Origin of the sequence: Desulfofundulus sp. TPOSR (genome assembly GCF_011393055.1) — a bacterium.
GTDB classification, from domain to species: Bacteria; Bacillota; Desulfotomaculia; order Desulfotomaculales; family Desulfovirgulaceae; genus Desulfofundulus; species Desulfofundulus kuznetsovii.
In genome coordinates, this window is the sequence record NZ_JAAOEF010000001.1 from 339,437 (window position 1) to 358,277 (window position 18,841).

The following is an 18,841-nucleotide window of genomic DNA, read 5'->3' on the forward strand; positions in this document are numbered from 1 at the left end:
AAACTACTCTCTACCGTCTAAATCAGTGAAAAAGTAATGGCCACCCCTTCACCTGAGGTATAGTTCCCAGGAGGAATAACGCGGCATCCAATTTTAACCTTCCTGTCTAAAATATCCGTAGTTATGCTATCGGGATCAAGGCCTATCAAGTTTCCCATAACCCAAGGGCCCTCGTCCAGTTCCACCATGGCTACAATGTATGGCGGCTCAAACCCCTCGGGAGCTACCCTGATTATGGTAAAGGTCTTTATTTTGCCCATCCCGCTCAGTTGCACCACCTCTAATTCCGTACTGCCGCATTCGGCACAGCATATTTTAGGCGGCGTAGTAAGCAAGCCGCAGCTTTTGCATTTTAAGGCCAAAAGCAACCCCTTTTTCAAACTTTCATAAAACTCCCGGTAGGTTAATGGATAACCCATATCCTTTTCCTCCTTAAAAACCAATACTATATGCCGTAAAGGGTCACAACCACCGTACTGGCGTCACCCCCCAATGTATCCGTCAGGCCGACTCTAGCCCCATCCACTTGGCGTGTGCCGGCCTCTCCGCGAAGCTGTTTGACAATTTCATATACTTGTGCCGCTCCGGTTGCCCCAATGGGGTGGCCCTTGGCCTTGAGTCCTCCTGAAGGATTGATGACAACGCGCCCGCCATAGGTTGTTTCCCCTTTCATTGCCGCCTCGCCTCCACGCCCGAACTCACAAAGGCCGAGACCTTCGCTTGCTATGATTTCAGCGATAGTAAAGCAGTCGTGCAATTCACAGACATGGACATCTTCTGGAGATAGCCCGGCCATGCTGTATGCTTTCTTAGCCGCTGCTTCTCGCGCCACTAACCGCGGCAATCCCCTTTGGCGGAACAAGGAACCGGCGGAAGCCTGACCAATACCTAAAATGTAAACTGGCTTGGGTACCAATTTTGCGGCAATTCCTTCAGCAGCTAACACAACTGCCGCCGCCCCATCGGAAAAGGGGCAGCAATCGTAGAGCTGAAGGGGATCGGCAATCATGATGCTGTTAAAGACGGTTTCAACCGTAATTTCTTTCTGAAACTGGGCCAAGGGGTTCCGTGCCCCGTGCCGGTGATTTTTAACTGCCACCATGGCCATTTGTTCCTTAAGCTCAGCTAAGGGAATACCGTACTCCCGGGCGTACAAGTGGGATAATAGGGCAAAAACTCCGGGAAAGGTTATGCCCGTAAATTCTTCATAACGGCTATCAGTGGCCATAGCAAAGGTCCGAGTAGCCAGGGGGGTACCCATAGCGGTGGCCTTTTCTGTGCCGCCGGCCAGGACAATATCGTAAAAACCTGCGGCTACCCCCATAAAGGCCTCCTTAATAGCTACACTGCCCGAAGCGCAGGCACCCTCTACCCTTGTGGCCGGTACTTCCGGCGGTAAACCTAGTTCAGCCGAGCAAAAAGGGGCAATGTTCATCTGGCCCTCTTCAAAATCTCCCAGGACGTTGCCAACATATACTGCTTGGATATCGCGGGGCTTGAGATTTGACGTGTTAATAGCTTCCAAAGCTGCTTCAGCAAACATTTCCACCTGGCTTTTAGTCGATACACCAAACTTGGTCATACCAACGCCCAGTACCGCTACCCTGCGCATGATCCCTTTTCTCCCTCCCCTGAAGCTTTTCATGTTAAATCGCACAGCTTGACAGCTAACTTCTCTTTTTGGTCCAGATTTGCCTGCCTAAGCATCAGAACCTTCATAGCCTGAGGGGATCCAGCACCGTGCATGGCCTCAACTAAAGACGCCGTCCCCGTTAGGGATTCAATGAGACGTAACAGTCGCACCCTATTTTCAACCGGCATCCCCGCCACGGTCTGTAAATATTTCTGGATTAATGGCCCTATTATCGGATGCCGAAAATCAACTTCTGAAGGAAGTGTAGCAAGTATACCGCCGGCAATATCGTGTGCTAGCCTGGCTATCTCGTAAATGTTCCTGGTGACATTAAGCTTGACCGTGTTAGCAAGCAGAGGGTTTGCCATATAAGCCCCTGAAGCCGTTTTTACCGCCTGAAGTCCAGAGGCCAGGGCACAACCAAAGAGCGTTTCGTTTAGATGTACCATTTCGGCAAGCTTATCCCGTATATGTGAGACCCGCTGGAGTCCATGGTATTTAACAATAAGAGATGTGGCACCAATAAGGCAATCCATTACGCCAACCTTACAACCACCATAATTTTGTCGGTGAGTACATGCAAAGATTTCTACACCCCGCCCCGCCATGTCCCATTCGCCAAGCATAAACACCCTTTCTGAAGGCACAAAAACATCGTCGAAAATTATTAGAGCTTCGCCGCCGACCATGCCATAATGATGGTTGCCTACATCAATACGGCCGGATTCAAGTTTCCGGCTATCATTGGTCTGGCGACCAAATATAAAAGTGAGGCCTTTTGTATCAACAGGAATTGCAAATGCTACTGCGTAGTCCCGATCCTCTTCGCGAAGAGCGGTAGTGGGAAGCACTACCACCTCGTGGGCATTGACGGCACCCGTCTGGTGTGCCTTCGCCCCCCGTATAACAATGCCGTCCTTCTTAACATGGATAACACGGAGGTAAAGATCAGGGTCTGCTTGCTGGCTCGGAGAACGGCTGCGGTCACCCTTTGGGTCGGTCATGCCGGCGGCAACCATGAGATCGTTTTCTTGAACATGGCGGAGAAACCGCAAATATCGTTCATGATAATTTGTGCCGTGGCGCTGGTCAATCTCGTAGGTTAGAATATATAACGAGTGCAATGCATCCCACCCGGCGCAACGCTGGAAACATGTACCTGTTTTTTGACCCAAAGCACGGAGAAGCTTAACTTTTTTTACCAAGTCTTCGGGACTTTTGTGGATGTACGTAAAACGGTTTACCGTGCAATCGCATAGGTCGGAGCGTGCCACCGCTAAATCCTCAAAAACGGGGTCATGGGCAATGGCATAACATTCAGCTGCAGCGTTAACATGGGGGGAGGTTAAGGGAAAGTCTACGACATTGTTGATTACTTCCCCGTAATAAAAAACTGTGCGCTTTAAAGCACGAATATTGTCTTTGTATTGTTCCGCCGTCTTCACCAGCATCTTCCTTTCCAAACTGATTATTTATATTTCCGCCGCCGGGCAGCCGTTGAGGGTTCATGCAAGAGGAAAACGGTGAGACCCTTCCCTCAGCGGCTGCCCGGCAAGATATATAACTACCAAGAACTTTTAGAGTGAACTTTTAGCATCTTCAACCGGACTAACTTGCCTGTACGTGCTTAGCTTTGCCTCATAATGATAAGGTTTCTCGCTCATTAGCAGTGCACATACGGCACCCCCCAGGGCCAATAGGGCGAAAAATGTGAAAACGTTGCTGTAGTCTACTCCTGTTGCCGTCTTAACCACTAGATAGCCCGCCACAAGGGGTGCTACGAAGGAACCAAATTGGCCGCTGCCGTTGGAAAAACCGGATGCGAAACCCAACGTTTCCTTTGGGTACCTAATTTGAGGGTACCCGTAAACAACCCCAAACGAAAGGTTAACGCAGAATCCGAGTAGAATGAGACATAATACCAATAACCCAACATGACCGGTTGGTATACGGGCTATAAAGTAGAGAACAGGTATGCTCGAGATGAAGGATAAGATCAAAAGTGGCTTAACACGTCCCTTAAAAATGCGGTCCAGGCACCATCCACCGGCAACCATTGCGGTCGCTGCAGCTACGTACGGCAGGGAAGCCAAGGCCCCCATGGTTATAATCTTGAACTTGTGTTGTTCGTAAAGGAAGGATGACAACCATGCCGTGCTGCCCCAAAAAACACCTAACAGGCAAAAGAGAGATACACAGTACGCCCAAAAACTTATATCTCCCAGCACAACGCGTACCTGCTCCCTGAAATTAAGGCGTTGCTCCACCCCTACTTCTACCAAACCATTCTTTATATACCTGTACTCCTCCTCTGTAATACGTTTCCGTTGCTTAGCGGCATCGGGCGTATCGTCTATCAAGTAAGTAACCAGTAAAATGCCTATTAAGCCCGGTAAGAACAGAATCATAAAAACTGGGCGCCAGCTTTCAAACATTGTTGCCAGCCATGTAACCAAGAGAGGTATGAACGCCGGGCCAATACCCCACGTGGTAGCAAAAATTGCAGTCGCACGACCTTTTTCGCTTTTAGGAAACCAGTTCGCGATAGTGCGGAAGATAGGCGGGGTATGTAAACCCTCACCGATACCCAACAGAACCCTTATAACCATGAACTGGGCAAAGCTCCTCATTAACCCGGTAAAGAAGGTGACTATGGAAAAAAGACCAATAGCCAGGTTCATAAGCACCTTAGGCCGAAAACGGTCAGCAGCCCAGCCTAAAAAAACTTGCGTCAAGGCGTATGCCAAAAAGAAGGCCGAAGCAGCCTGCCCAATTTGACTGTGGGTTAAATTCAAATCCTGCCTTATAAGCGGTAGAAAAGTCAACACGCTTACCCGGTCCAGGTAGTTTATTATGAAAGTGATCCATATAACAGCAAGCACGACCCACCTTATCTGGCTGCCTTGCTTCATAATCGAACGCCCTCCTTTATTAAAAGAATATTCACTATTTTGGTTAGATTTGGAATATTTAAATTCACCCAACAATTTCTTTGTTAATTAACTGTTTTACCTCATTTTCATTAAAACCAATCCTTTGCAGGATCTCCCGGGTATGTTCACCAAGCCGTGGCGCTCTTTTATCCGGATTTTTAACAACACCCCGGAACTTTAACGGATTACCGACTGTAGCAACCTTTCTTCCATCTTCATCAGAGGTTTCCACAATCATATTGCGAAACCTAATTTGTGGATGGGCCACTACCTCCTTGATGTCCAGTACCGGTTCTATGCACGTATCGACTTCTTGAAATAGTTCCATGATTTCATCCCGCGTTTTGCTTTGAAAGAACTCTTCCACGACTCTAAAGGCTTCTTCATTTGTGGCATGCTGCAAAGGCATTAAATCCTGCCGCCCGGCAACCGTGCAAAAGTTTTCCCAAAACTTTGACTCCAGGTTTCCCACGCTGATATAATACCCGTCACTGGTCCGGTAAACGCCGTAGCAAACTTGGCCGCCATTTAAATCGGCTAAACCGCGCCGCGGCTCGCAACCCGTGGCTAAGTATTCGGTAATGTAAAGGGTGAGCCATGAAACCACGGTATCAGTCATAGCCACATCTACGTATGCTCCTCGACCCGTGCGCAAGCTTTGTACATACGCCGCCAGGATACCCGCAACCGCCATCAAGCCGCCGCCTATATCAGCAACCTGAACCGCCGGCGGAACGGGATGACCGTTCCGGTAACCGGTCAGGCCCAGGGCACCGGCTATGCTAATGTAATTGATATCATGTCCCGGGCGCTGGCTATACGGGCCGTCCTGACCGTAACCAGAAAGCGAGCAGTACACCAACCGCGGATTAACCTCCGCTAAAACCGAATAACCCAGCCCCAGGCGCTCCATTACCCCGGGGCGAAAACCTTCAATTAATACATCGAACTGCTCCACCATGCGACAGAAAATTTTCTTTCCCTGTTCATCCTTTAAGTTTAAACGTACGGACTTCTTATTTCGATTGAGCGCATGAAACCATGCGCTGTCCTTACCTACCTGCGGGCCCATCACCCGAATATAATCTCCTGCACCCAAATCTTCCACTTTAACCACTTCAGCTCCTAGATCCGCAAGAAGTAAAGTGGCATACCCCCCCGGCAAAAGGCGTGTAAGATCTATTACTTTCATTCCTTCGAGCAATGGGTACAAAGAGTTCACCTCCTTATCAGTTTGCCATGGTATATCCGCCGTCAACAACCAAAACTTGGCCGGTGACATACGACGCACCGCACGCCAAAAAACATACAACTTCCGCCACTTCTTCAGGTTTGCCCAAACGCCCGAGAGGAATACTTTGGGCCAAGCGCTCCCGCACCTTCTCGTCCAGCGCGCGATTCATGTCGGTGATAATGATTCCCGGCGCGACAGCATTTACTGTAATACCGTACCTTGCCAACTCTTTAGCTAGCGACTTGGTAAAGCCAATTATGCCTGCCTTTGAAGCTCCGTAGATGGTATCTCCGGGAAAACCAGCAATGCCAATAACCGAGGCAATATTGATAATCTTCCCCTGCTTCCTGGGTATCATAGAACGCAGAACCGCTTGGGTACAGTTAAAGACACCTTTCAGGTTGGTATCTAAAACTATATCCCAGTCAGACTTATTAACTTTATGGAGCCGGCCCCCCTTCCAAATCCCCGCGTTATTGACCAGCACATCAATGGCGCCGAATTTTTCGAGAACTTCATCAACCATGCGGTATACGGCATCATAATCGGCTATATCGGCTTGCAATGCTATTCCTCTCGCCCCCTTGGCGTTAACCGCCGCGACCACCTCGTTGGCGGCCGTTTTGTTGCTTGCGTAATTAACCACCACGGTCGCTCCTTCCACAGCCAGGACTTCAGCCACTGCCCGACCGATGCCCCGTGAAGCTCCCGTTACCAATGCTACCTTGTCTTTCAACCGCATTTATTTGCCACCTCCTGCTAGCAACCTCGAAACTGCGGCAGCCGTTTTTCCAAAAATGCTTTCACTCCCTCGATGGCATCCTCGCTCCCTGCCGCGCGCGCAAAACAAAGCTCTTCACCGCTAAGTCCTGCCGCCAGTCCAAACTTCAACCCATGGTTGACGGCTTGTTTAGCCGCCCGCAAAGCCACCGGCGATAAATTCATCAAGCTTTGAGCTAATCTAAAAGCCTCGTCCAGAACATTTGCCACGACCTTGTCTATTAGCCCCCACGACATCGCTTCGGCAGCGCTAATAGTGCGCCCGGTTAGGAGCAATTCTTTAGCCCGAGCGGGCCCGACAAAACGCACTAGGCGCTGTGTCCCCCCCGCCCCGGGAGTCAAACCCAATTTAATCTCGGGAAGGCCGAAGGTAGCCGCTTCAGCCGCTACGCGAAAGTCGCAGGCCAGGCATATTTCACAACCGCCGCCAAGAGCTGGCCCGTTTACAGCTGCAATTACCGGGCGGGGGAAATCCTCGATGTAACTCACCAACCGGGCAATACTCCGACAAAACGTGACAATCTCATCTGGTGTTGCAAAGCTCCGGAGTTGTTCAATATCTGCGCCGGCGGAGAAGGCACGCCCGGCGCCGGTAATCACAACTACCCGCAATTGATTGTCCTTTTCCAGGCTTTCCATGCAATCCCGCAATTCACGGCTCAATGTGTAATTTAGGGAGTTTAATTTTTCAGGCCGGTTTAATGTAATTATTGCTACGCCCCTGTTGCACTCAAGCTTTATAGTTTCGTAACTCACGGGGTACCACTTCCGTTTAGTTTTGTTATGCCTGCCACCTCACAGGCCATGCGCTTCTTGTGCTCCCAGTTTGTTTCCGCTTCTATTACAATTTTCTGGGTTTGCGGTCCGCCGCCGCCAAAAAGGTCGGCAGGCAACGTTACCCCTAACGTTATGTTCTCGATTAGTCGTACCAGCCTCATCCTGACCCATGTGGGAACGTGTTCTACACCACGCAGGTACTTTTCCACTTTAGGTCCAATCTCGTGATTTAATAAATCCTTTTCTGAAGGCATGGTCGCAATTATGCCCCCTGTAACTTCATGAGCCAGCCTGGCAATTTCGTAGGGGAAACGTCCCACGTTCAATTTAGCCACATTAGCAAGCATCCGGTTGGGACAATAAACGCCCGAGGGCAAAACATGCCCCTCTAAAGCTGCGGCCAAGCCGCAAGCCCAAATGGTTTCGGACAAGTGAACCATTTCTGTCAATTTATCTCTTATATGCGAGGCACGGCTCACCCCATTGATTTCCGATATAAGCCGGGTCGCTCCAATTAAAACGTCCATTACCCCAGGGCGGCAACCGCCGTAGCTAAACCGGTGCATTGCCGTAAAAAGTTCTATGGCGAGCCCTGTAAATTCAAATTCCCCGCACATGAATACTCTTTCCCAGGGAATGAATACATCTTCAAAAATAACCAGTGCTTCATGCATGTCATAGTGCAGGTTCCCCAGATCCGACCCATCCAGCCGGCGCTCATCCATGGAATGACGCCCAAGCACAAAAGTTAAACCTGGAGCATTAACAGGCACGGCAAAGGCTACGGCGTAATCGGCATCCTCCTCGCGCATCGTCGTGGTCGGCATAACGTTGATATAATGACTGGCCAGTACGCCGGTCATATGCATCTTGGCTCCCCGCACGACAATCCCATCACTATTCTTTTTGACTACCCGTACATATAAATCCGGATCCGCCTGCCGCGACGGTGAACGGGCACGGTCACCTTTAACGTCCGTAACTCCAGCCGCGCAGAAAAGGTCTTCACTCTGGATGTAGGAAAGGTACTTTTTGAACCGCGCGTGGTAATTGGTGCCGCGTTTCAGATCAATTTGGTAGGTTAACTCATATAGCGGGTTAATGGTCTCCTTGGTTACACACCGGATGCAGCAAGTTCCAACCAACTGGTTGAGGACCCGCAACATACGCAGGCTCCTGATGCAATCCTCCCTGCTTTGGTAAACGTGCAACAGGCGATTGATTTTTTCGCCGCTTATGTGCGAAACAGCGGTACATAAATCTTCGTAGCGGGGATCAAGTGCCGCCGCATATGTTTGTGCCACCACATTTATTCCGGGCCTGATCAGAGGATGATCCACATAATTATCTATCCTTTCCCCAGCTATATAAACGACCGGGTTCAATCGGCGCAGGCTCTCTACGTATTCTTCTGGTGTTCTAAGCGCCATGGAAGTTCCCCCTTCCCCACAATGACCTACCTTTGCAAATCTTTTTTGTTCATTCTTTCTAACTCAAGATCGCGCAGAATTCGCCTTTGGATTTTGCCGGTGCTTGTTTTGGGAAGTTCTCCTACGAACTCTATCTCTCGCGGATAATTGTGTTTGGATAGTTTGGTGCGGACAAAATTAATGATTTCAGTGGCAAGTTCGTCGGAGGCACGGTAACCTGAGCACAAGACAACAAACGCTTTTACTATTTCCCCGCGTAAAGCATCAGGCTTACCGATTACTGCGCATTCGGCTACCGCCGGGTGTTCCATAATGCAGCTTTCCACCTCGAAAGGCCCGATGCGGTACCCTGCACTGGAAATTACATCGTCGTGCCTGCCAACAAAGTAGAAATAACCGTCCTCATCCTTATATGCCAGATCACCGGTGTTAAACCATTCGCCCTGGATAAAAGCCTTTTGCCACTTCTCGCCCTTGCCGAAATAGCCATCAGAAAGGAAAAACCCGTTGTGCTTTGCACAGATAAGCCCTATCTCGCGAGCAGCGCATTCACGCCCCTGTTCATCTCTAATAGAAACTTCAAATCCGGGAACCGGCTTGCCACAAGAACCTATGCGTAAAGGAAGATACGGGCTGTTGCATATGAGCATGGATACCTCGGTGATGCCGTACATATCACGAACCGGTACCCCGAAGTGCTTTTCGAACCAATAAACTACCTCGGGGTTAAGAGGTTCGCCCGCTGAAGCAAGGTAACGAAACTTAAGCCCGTAAGCCCGCGCCAAATCATCGCCAGCCGCCATTATAGCCCGAAAAGCCGTGGGGGCAGCTGTGAAATTCGTTACACCCAATTTTTTCACCGTTTTGTACCAACCTTCCGGCTCAAAGCGCGGCTCGTAGACTACAAGCGATCTCCCTAGGGCCATTACTGCGCTTCCAGCGGAAAACAGGCCGTAAGTCCACCCGGGGTCGGCAAAACCCCAGTACATATCATCTTCAAGTACATTAAGGCAATACTCTGCATAGGGCATAACCGAAATAATACCCTTCTGCAAGATTACAGTGCCCTTAGGCGGACCAGTAGTACCCGAAGTATAGACAAACACTGCTGGATCGTGGAGCTTGGTATCTGCTGCAACAAAATCGCCGCTTGCATTATTCATTTCGTGCCAGAAGCTAAGATCTCCGGGCTGCAAGCCCTGTTCTTGTTCGTTAGCAACAACTATAATTTTTAAGTTGTCTTTAAAAGTGTCTTTAATTGGCTCAATCTTACGGCGATTCTCCACATCAGTAATCAAGACCTTAGCACCGCTATCCCGCAACCGGTACTCAATAGCATCGGGGCCAAAAGCCGTGTAGAGGGGCACATCAACCATCCCTGCTTTCCAAGTACCAAAAAAGCTGATGTAGGTTTCCGGGATTCGCGGCAACAACCTGGCTACTCGATCGCCTCGTTGTAATCCGAAGCCTGTTAAGACATTCGCAAACTTATTTGAAAGCTCTTTAAGCTCCCTAAAGGTAATTTTTTCAACGCTAAAATCCTTACGCACATGAAAAAGCGCTACTTTTTTGGGGTCAACGGCGTAGCGATCTACAGCCGCATAAGTAATGTTAAAATGTTCTCTCCAGTTCCAGTTAAAGTGGCTATCACAAAATCGATTCCAATCAAACTCCTGATAAAGCGTATCGTAGTCCTTCTCTGTATAAGCTTCTTGTTGTACTTGCAGCTTATACATAATTTTTCACCTCCAAAATGTTAGTTGAAATTTCTTTTAATTTAAACACAAGCAAACGACATGCCAAAGCAGCAACAGACCGCTTTGAACAGGAACATCTTTGTATCTCATATGACTTTGGGTTCAATGACGATAAATACATGGTGCATTTGCGCACCGCGTAGCTAAGGCCTAAAAAATAATTTTCTACATTTTTGCAGAGAAAAAATATAAGCCTGCCAATGGTGGATCGGCACACCACCTATTGTAGGCTTGCACCATTTTTGAAAAGTAATAATATTTCCAATTCCCTAATTACATTGTAAAGTCTAATAAATCACCTGCTACCGTTGTTATTTAAAGCCCAGGCCGTTTCGCTTATCCAGAGAGCAACCGCAGTAAGAATTTTAATTTCAGAGAACACCAGGAGTCCTTGCGTGCCGTGGTACACCTGTCTATTGAAATGAATGGCAAGCGGGACCTTTTACAAGGTGCCTCATTCTAACGCCGGACGGCATCGGCTCACCGGTTGCTTATCCATGAACATTAATAGCCTTTTGGCGGTTAATCTTCCGCAAAACTGTGGTATGATCTACTCCCAGCTTTTTGGCAATTTGACGGGCCGATTTACAGGTTCTTAAAGCTTCCCGCAAAAGCTCTCGTTCAAGAATTTCGTATGCTTCCTTTAATGGGATAAGTTCGTTAACTATTACCTTTACTTTTTCCTTTGTTTCTTGTTCTTGTGACAACTGCATTTGCGCTGGGAGATGATTGACATCTATGACGTTGGATCCAACCAAGATGACGAGTTGCTCGACGAGATGTTGCAGTTCGCGGACGTTACCGGGCCAGCCATATCGCTGGAGGGCCAACAGAGCAGCGGGGCTGAATTGTTTTTCCTTGTTATACAAACGGCAATATTGTTGGAGGAAATGAAGTACCAGGGGTACAATGTCTTTAGGGCGTTCTCGAAGCGGCGGGATGTTAATGGGAATAACACATAAGCGGTAATAAAGATCCTGGCGAAATGTACCCTCATCAATTAAGTGTTTGAGGTTGCGATTTGAAGCAGCAATTACCCGTACATCAACGTAGTTTGCTTTGGTGCCGCCAAGCTTATAAAATTCCTTGCTCTGGAGAAAGCGCAATAGCTTTGTCTGCAATTGCAGAGGCAGTTCGGTTATCTCGTCTAAAAAGAGCGTCCCCCCGTTGGCTGCTTCAATTAGACCAATTTTCCCTTCTTTCGCCGCCCCGGTAAAAGCGCCTCTCTCATATCCAAACAATTCCGACTCCAATAAAGTTTCCGGAATAGCCGCACAGTTTACCTTAATCAGTGGCTTATGGGCACGTGGTCCCATACGGTGAATTATTTCAGCCACGATTTCTTTTCCTACCCCTGTCTCCCCCGTAATTAAGACGCTCGAAGTGGTTTGAGCGGCCTTAAGGGCTAAATCCAACACATGTTTCATGTTAGAATCTACAATTATAATGTCGGGAAATATTTCCCGAACCCTGTTTTCCTGCTCAGGATGTTCTATAATATGATTAGCAAGTTCGGACTGGTAATCTGGCAAAAGAATTACCAATGTTCCTAAATGTCGCGTGCTCAAATTAATAGGATAGTATTCCAGGATAAAACTAGAGCCATTGTTTCTGTATTGACGCCTTACGGGTATCTTCTCGCAACTGCTAGACGCAGGAATAGTAGAAGTAACGTTTTTAAGAGATATGGTCACAGAACCTGAGTCGCCAAAACCCATAGCTTGTTGGAAAAAGAGGTTGGCATAAAGTAAGTCACCCTGCGCTGAAAACACCGCAGCACCAGCATTGAGCTGGTCTAGGGCAAAACGGAGAACTTCAATTTCACGCATAAGTGCACTAATAACATTTGCCCGCGTGAGCATACCACCAAGCTTGCCGCTTGAGGTTACGACTATACGATCTACGGGAAAATATGCAGCATTATGTATTATTTCATGCTTTTCGATGGTGTTCACAGAATTCTGAAAACAGGATTGAGGAATAGAGGCATCCCCACTGACAAATTGAAGCAGGTAGTTGGCAACATTGAATAAATCAAGGGTGGCAACAATTTCGCGCTCGTTGTTAACGACAGGAATTTCTGGAAGACGGTACTTTGACATGAGACAAAGAGCTTGTCGTAAACTTTGTTCCTCCGTAACGTACGGGCAGTGCGCATGATTTATAAAATTTTTTACTGGAAACAATTAACCCCCCCCCTTTATTTTAGCAGACTCTTTAAAAGCCAACTCAGCTTTTCGTTAAACAGGTGGATATAATTCAAAAAGGCAAGCCTAACGACCCTTAAATGCTGGTACCCGCTTTTCAAGATATGCGGTAATGCCTTCAAATAAATCCTCGGTCTGGAAGCTTCCAATACTATGCTCGAGTTCTTTTGCTAGAGCTTCGTGCAAAGGCAAACACAGACCTTGTTTAACTAGTTTTTTGATGGCAGAGACTGTTAGCGGTGCATTTGCAGCTATTGAACAGGCTATTGACCGGGCCAAAGGAAGGACTTCCTGAGCGGGCACAATGAAATCGACGAACCCCAGCTCAAAGGCCTCTTGCGCCGTCATTTTGGCACTAGTAAGAAGGTAATAGAGCGCGCGACCCTGTGGAATTAGGCGTTGCAAGCGCTGTGTAGCCCCTCCCGCGGATACCACTCCCAATTTACATTCGGGAAAAAGAAAGGTAGCCTCTTCACTAGCGATACGGATATCACAAACCATAGCTAACTCGCAACCATTGCCGACGGCGTGGCTATTAATAGCACATATTACCGGCACTGGAAACGTTTCTATTCGATTAAAAGTGTCATGAATAGCCCTTAAAAACGAGCGTATCTCCCTCGGATTCTTACGAGAAAGTACATTTAGATCAGCGCCGGCAACAAAAGCCCGTGAGCCCTGGGCAGTAAGAATAACGGCACGAATTTCTTTCTTTTGTTCCAGTTCGCTAAAAGCTTGATCGAGGGCTAAAAGCACTTCTTCGGTAAGAGCGTTAACAGGATGATGGTTTATAGTAAGAGTTGCTATATGGGGCTCCTCATAATCAATAATTACGTTCTGTTTATTGTTATTGGACAAATGAACCCCCCCTGTTTTTAAAATTAAATAAACCTTTCGGCGATGTCCCACGTGTCGTGGAATTTCGCCGACGACCCTTTTCTTCGTTTTTAAGCCGCTTTCACCGTATTGGATAATATTGGAGCTGCCTTTTGCTGTAGAATCGCGGCCAGCATGGGCAGCAAGCGGAACCCTTGAGTACGCCTGAATCCCTTTTCCGCCTCAAGCAACCCGGCCGCTGTCCACCGTAAAACCTGCTGTCCGTTGCGCCAGCGTATCACGTTGCGGGCGGCCACCCTGACCTTGTCAAAGGCGCTTTCAATGGGGTTGGTTGACTGCAGTGTCTTCCGTAATGTCCCAGGCAGCCTAAACGGGTCACGGTGAGCGTTTCTTCAGGCCCCTCCCGCAGGCTGGCGGCCGCCCCGGGGTGCCAGTCCTTACGTCATCAGCCAATTTTCGCAACGCCTTGAGAGCTTTCGTAGTCTAATTCCCGTCAGGCTTGGTCGGGTTCTCGGCTTACTAAAAACCTCCGTTCCCTTTCCGGCAGGTGCTCCAACATGTTCCGCTTCTTGTGTACCTGGCAACGTTGCACAACCGCTGGCGGGCCTAATACATCTCTTACCGCTGCTCTCAGTGCCTTTAAACCATCGATTACCATCAGTATCCCTTCTGTGACCTCAAGCCCTCGCTCTATCAGGTCCTCAAGGAGGGAGCGACAGACTGCAGCGTTCTCTGTAGCCCCTTCCCATAGACCCAAAATGCATTTTCGCCTCCCGCCGTAATTCCCAAGGCTACCACAACCGTGTGCTCGCCATGACTATGCCGTCGATCATCAGAACCAGGTAGCGTTCCCTTTGAGGGGCCTGGTTAATAGTTCCTCCAGGGTTTTGCATGTGGCAGCGGCAAACCGCTGATACTACTTTTTGTGGTGACCTCTTCCTCAACCTCGCTGCCCACCAGCTCAAGCTCAAAGCGGTACCGCCGACACGACAGCCCAAACAGCATCCGCTCAAAACAGGCTTCGGTGAAAAGACTTTCGTCCTGGAAGACCTCATAGGTCTTGAGTTTGATCTCCCGGCCCTCTTTGCTGTACACCCTGGGCCGCCGTACCGCTACTTTTCGCCCGCCAAGCACCACGCTCCCTTTTTCCGTACCGTGGCTGTACACCTGGCGATCCGGAAGATGCTCACCCTTAGGCCCGGCCATTTCCGTCACTTCCGCCTCCATCATGGAACGCAAGACCTTCAGTCCTAGGGCTACGGACAGGGCAAGTAGCCCTTCCTTCGCCGCGCCCATGATCTCCTGCAGGGATACCTCTACCTTTTCCGGTAACCCTTGTCGTAATTCCTTCGCAGGTATGGCCTTCGGTCGCCTTCTTGTGGTATACTTTCTTCAGTGGCGGCCGCCTCTTTTCTTGGGTTTATTACACTCCTGTTATACCACATGGGATTGAGAGGCCACCACTCTCATTTTCCACGATTTTTGGGACAACACCCTTTTTAAATGCCGAATTGTGAAATTTTCTCTTGCCAAGACCATATTCTATAGGAAAAAACTTCTTATCTGAGGTATTCAACAGCAAAATTACAATAAAAACCTATTGCCTCCAGGAGCTTTGAAATTTCTTATACTCATTTGGCTGATGTGCCAGCGTGGCCTCTCCCGGCCCGAATATGAAGAAGAGTAGTTTTGTGGGTGGAATTAAGACTGCCGCATCAGTATAGTAGCTAACCCCCTCTATTGCAACTTCCCTCCCCAAGGTCTGACTGGCAACTTTTTTCCCATCTTTACAAGTTCATGGTTCATAGGGGTATCAACGGAAGGCCTATCATTTATAATTTCTACTTCAGCTTCAAGACCTTGTTTTTCCAATATGTCCTGTATGTCCCTCAGTATTTCCTGATGAGCCATTCCCGGTACAGTACGTATATCCACCGTCAGCACATACTTATCGGGAACAACATTGGTTTTTATACCGCCGGAGATTGTCCCTATATTTAACGATGGTTTACCCAATAAGGGATGCTCCATAAATCTGAAATTATATCGTTGTAGTTCGTTAATCAAAGTGCTCATCATCAGGATGGCGTTTTTCCCTTACCCGGGCATAGAGCCATGGGCGGTTTTGCCGTAGGTAGTTATCTTTAACCATAAGGCCCCCTTCTCTGCGACATAAAAATTGTTATTGCTAGGTTCACCAATAACTACTGCTCCTACTTTATTCAAAACACCGCCCTGCAGGAGACGCTTGGCGCCCACGCTATCCACCTCCTCGCCAGCGGTGCCGGCCACAATGAGATCTCTAGCCAGTTCCACCCCTGCTGCTTTGAGTATAGTATATCGGCAGCCATGATCATAGCCACTAAGCTGCCCTTCATATCAGCGGCTCCCCGCCCGTAAACTTTATCCCAATAATTTGACCAGACAGTGGATCATATTCCCATCCCACGTCCCCCGTAGGAACAGTATCCAGATGGCCGTTATATAAAAGTGCCGGTTTATCCCCTCGCCCCTTCAGTACTCCTACTACATTGGCACGATTTTTTCTAGGGGCTCGACCATAATTTCTATACCCATCCTCCTCATCTGTTCGGCTAGGTACAGGGCTAAGGGTTCTTCATCTCCGGGAGGGTTTGCGGTATTTATTTTGTAAAGATTTTATCAGAGCATCGAGTATTTTTCCCTGGTCCATGTATTCACTTGCCGAAATGTGCGAAAACATTTTTATACTTCCATACTTTTCAGATTTAACATGTCACTAAAGCATGCCTTTGACAATTCCCTCAAGACGAGGAACCTTTTCAGATCTCTGAGATAAGGGATTCTTCTACGTTGCTCTGCTATCTCAGCCAAATCCACGGTGGCAACAATTGCCTCATCATCGTTTTTAGCCTCCATTAAAATCTTACCCTGTGGGTTCACTATCCGAGAGTGACCGGCAAACTGGGTATCCTTTTCCTGACCGGATCTATTGGCGGCAATTAAAAACACCCCGTTTTCCAGCGCTCTGGAACGGGTAGCAAGATCCCACGCATACAACCTGGGCAATCCAAAAGCCGACGGATAAAGGAGCATATCTGCCCCCTTTAAAGTAAGGATGCGAGCGCTTTCGGGGAACCCTACCTCATAACATATCTGTATTCCGACCCTACCAAAGGGAGTAGGAAAAACTGGGTATTCCTCGCCACAGGCCCACCGCAGTTGCTCCCTATCCCAGAGGTGAACTTTGCGATAAGTGCCGATTAGCCCATCGGGGCCAATTAAAAAAGCCGTATTATAAACTACTCCCCTCTTTACACCCACTTCCATAATGGTACCAGCCAAGAAAACCTTCTTTTCCCGAGCATACTTTCCCAATTGTTCTACAGCGTACCCCGGTATGGTCTCGGCCAGAGCAAGATCTTCTTCTTCAACCCTGTAACCTGTCAAAAAAAGCTCAGGCAAAACAATAAGCTCTGCCCCCTTGCTCCGGGCATCATCAATCAAAGTTAATGCTTTTTGGAGGTTCTTTTCTTTATTTGCCGGGAAACATTTCATTTGTACCGCTGCTACCGTTACCGGATTGGCGCTCAAACTTCTCATCCCCCTCTTTACCTATTAAAGTATTCGCCTTAACGAACCAGTTCATTAGCCTGCTTTTTTAAAACTACTGCCAAATTGCTCAGTTCATCAACTGCAGCACTTATCTCTTGAGTTGAGGCAGCCTGCTGTTGAGCCGCCGCCGATATTTGTTCAATCGCGTGCGTCAAATCCAGAATAGAGCGTTGTATTTCCTGCAGTGCTTGCATAACTTCTTTTGCCGAACGCTGTGTATTTTGAGAAAGGTTACGTATTTCCCCTGCTACTACATTAAAGCCACGTCCTGCATCACCTACCCGAGCTGCTTCAATAGCCGCGTTTAAACCCAGCATGTGAGTCTCCTCGGCAATATCCCGTATTAGGTTCACTATGCTATCTGTTTTTCTGACTTCATCCTTGAGAGCTTGAGCGGTACTATTCAAGTTTTCCGTAGTGGCCGCCAACTCCTCTGTAGTAGCGGAAAGATTAGTTATAGCCGTTGCAATAGTGTTAACCTGGTCTTCCATCTTCTCCGCCGCTGCCATCAGATCTTCCTGGCGGTCAATGGGAGAGGTTATGGCTAGCGCACCAACTACTTTACCCGTAGCGGGGTCAGTTATAGGATATGCTATGCCAATATACGGAATACCGTAAACTTCTTTTCCCACACGCATGACAATCCTTTGCTTTTTTTTCAAAGCCAGAGCTGTTGCACTCCCCTCTCCAAAGGCATCTCCCGCCTTTAAAGGAAGGCGAACGCTACCGTGGTTACAGTATATGCACCGTTCCAGGTTCGAAACATATAACCCAACTTCCTCGCCCAAAAGCCCCTTGATAAAGGGTGCCAGCTCCAGCGCATAGGAAAGGAGGTCACGCGATGGTAATGATAGCGAGCCTTCATTTTTCTCTTCAACGGAAACATGTGAAAAATTCTCTTCTATTAAAGGTTCTGCTTCTTGTGTTTTAGGTGCCTGTTTATAGAAAAATGAGAAAAACATAAATGGAAGCACCCTCCCTCAGAAAAAATAAAAGCACGGCCGCCGGAGATGGTTAACCTTTGTAAACTATCCCGGCAACCCCATAGGGGTATGCTGTATACAGCACCGCTTTATGCCCGAAGCTCTGCATTCTCATCTTTTGATGGGTTTATCCGTTTACCCCTGGTAAAGATCTCTTCCCGCGGCGGATAGTACCATTCTTCTTTGTATAACGCTAGTTGGAAAAATGAAACAGACTGGAAGAAAGTCAAGACTATTTTGTTGTTAAGCCATCAAACTTTTCTACTGCAGCACGGAAGAAATCAGGCACCGGTTCTGCAGTTCGTGCTGTGGGATTATAGTTTACATAAACTGTTTGTCCTTTAAGCACTAAAACACCTGAATCTTTCTTATAGATCTCAAAGTCCACAGTATAACTTTTATTCCCAATATTAGAAACACGAACCCCTATTTCCAGAACTTCATCAAAAAAGGCAGGTGCCTTGAATTCGAGGCATGTTTTTACCAAGGCCATATCCATTTTACCTTCCTGGGCCAGTTGCTTGTAATCAAAACCAAGGTAGCGAAAATATTCCGTAATAGCCACGTCCAAATAAGTCAAGTAGTGGGCGTTAAAAACAATCCCCTGTGCGTCAACTTCGGAATAGCGAACCCGAAGTTGATGGAAAAAGCGAAAGTCAGAACGCATAGATTTTGG

Annotated in this window: 16 protein-coding genes and 1 pseudogene; all 17 read right to left on the bottom strand. The window is 48.1% G+C overall.

Translation table 11 applies throughout. From position 1 onward, the window contains the following. Window positions 1-17: 17 nt before the first annotated feature. Window positions 18-419: a Zn-ribbon domain-containing OB-fold protein gene (locus G7K71_RS01770; RefSeq protein WP_166343021.1), complete on the bottom strand. Its 402-nt coding sequence runs from the start codon at window positions 417-419 to the stop codon at window positions 18-20. 26 nt (window positions 420-445) lie between these two features. Continuing rightward, window positions 446-1,612 carry a thiolase domain-containing protein gene (locus G7K71_RS01775; RefSeq protein ID WP_166343022.1) on the bottom strand — a complete coding sequence of 389 codons (1,167 nt, stop codon included), beginning with the start codon at window positions 1,610-1,612 and terminating at the stop codon, window positions 446-448. A 29-nt stretch (window positions 1,613-1,641) separates the two neighbouring features. Continuing rightward, the gene (locus G7K71_RS01780; RefSeq protein ID WP_166343024.1) at window positions 1,642-3,084 is read right to left on the bottom strand and encodes a 4-hydroxyphenylacetate 3-hydroxylase family protein; all 1,443 of its coding nucleotides are present in this window, start codon (window positions 3,082-3,084) and stop codon (window positions 1,642-1,644) included. Window positions 3,085-3,210: 126 nt separating this feature from the next. Then, a complete protein-coding gene (locus G7K71_RS01785; RefSeq protein WP_166343025.1) occupies window positions 3,211-4,545 on the bottom strand; it encodes an MFS transporter in 1,335 nt (444 codons plus the stop codon). A 64-nt stretch (window positions 4,546-4,609) separates the two neighbouring features. Further along, a complete protein-coding gene (locus G7K71_RS01790) occupies window positions 4,610-5,779 on the bottom strand; it encodes a CaiB/BaiF CoA-transferase family protein (protein ID WP_207712582.1) in 1,170 nt (389 codons plus the stop codon). A 16-nt stretch (window positions 5,780-5,795) separates the two neighbouring features. Continuing rightward, the gene (locus G7K71_RS01795) at window positions 5,796-6,542 is read right to left on the bottom strand and encodes a 3-oxoacyl-ACP reductase family protein (RefSeq protein WP_166343028.1); all 747 of its coding nucleotides are present in this window, start codon (window positions 6,540-6,542) and stop codon (window positions 5,796-5,798) included. A gap of 17 nt (window positions 6,543-6,559) precedes the next feature. Then, window positions 6,560-7,336 carry an enoyl-CoA hydratase/isomerase family protein gene (locus tag G7K71_RS01800; protein WP_166343030.1) on the bottom strand — a complete coding sequence of 259 codons (777 nt, stop codon included), beginning with the start codon at window positions 7,334-7,336 and terminating at the stop codon, window positions 6,560-6,562. Further along, a complete protein-coding gene (locus tag G7K71_RS01805) occupies window positions 7,333-8,787 on the bottom strand; it encodes a 4-hydroxyphenylacetate 3-hydroxylase family protein (RefSeq protein ID WP_166343031.1) in 1,455 nt (484 codons plus the stop codon). Before G7K71_RS01805 ends, G7K71_RS01800 begins: the two co-directional genes overlap by 4 nt. A 26-nt stretch (window positions 8,788-8,813) precedes the next feature. Then, complete coding sequence (locus G7K71_RS01810; protein ID WP_395858262.1) at window positions 8,814-10,397, bottom strand: acyl-CoA synthetase; 1,584 nt, start codon at window positions 10,395-10,397, stop codon at window positions 8,814-8,816. 638 nt (window positions 10,398-11,035) lie between these two features. After that, entirely contained in the window at window positions 11,036-12,730 is a 1,695-nt protein-coding gene (locus tag G7K71_RS01815; RefSeq protein WP_166343034.1) for a sigma 54-interacting transcriptional regulator, read from the bottom strand. Window positions 12,731-12,817: 87 nt separating this feature from the next. Then, a complete protein-coding gene (locus tag G7K71_RS01820; RefSeq protein WP_166343036.1) occupies window positions 12,818-13,609 on the bottom strand; it encodes an enoyl-CoA hydratase/isomerase family protein in 792 nt (263 codons plus the stop codon). A gap of 89 nt (window positions 13,610-13,698) precedes the next feature. Then, window positions 13,699-14,818 (bottom strand): annotated as a pseudogene (locus G7K71_RS20145) (IS256 family transposase). Window positions 14,819-15,325: 507 nt separating this feature from the next. Continuing rightward, window positions 15,326-15,673 (bottom strand): peptidase dimerization domain-containing protein, encoded by a 348-nt coding sequence (locus G7K71_RS01835; RefSeq protein ID WP_313884921.1) that lies wholly within the window; start codon window positions 15,671-15,673, stop codon window positions 15,326-15,328. A gap of 12 nt (window positions 15,674-15,685) precedes the next feature. Further along, window positions 15,686-15,904, bottom strand: coding sequence for a M20 family metallopeptidase (locus tag G7K71_RS01840; protein ID WP_166343044.1), 219 nt, complete (start codon window positions 15,902-15,904; stop codon window positions 15,686-15,688). Window positions 15,905-16,312: 408 nt separating this feature from the next. Then, window positions 16,313-17,161 (bottom strand): carbon-nitrogen hydrolase family protein, encoded by an 849-nt coding sequence (locus G7K71_RS01845; RefSeq protein WP_207712584.1) that lies wholly within the window; start codon window positions 17,159-17,161, stop codon window positions 16,313-16,315. Window positions 17,162-17,199: 38 nt separating this feature from the next. Next, entirely contained in the window at window positions 17,200-18,144 is a 945-nt protein-coding gene (locus G7K71_RS01850) for a methyl-accepting chemotaxis protein (protein ID WP_166343048.1), read from the bottom strand. A 253-nt stretch (window positions 18,145-18,397) separates the two neighbouring features. Beyond that, complete coding sequence (locus tag G7K71_RS01855; protein ID WP_166343050.1) at window positions 18,398-18,832, bottom strand: thioesterase family protein; 435 nt, start codon at window positions 18,830-18,832, stop codon at window positions 18,398-18,400. Between the last annotated feature and the right edge of the window lie 9 nt (window positions 18,833-18,841).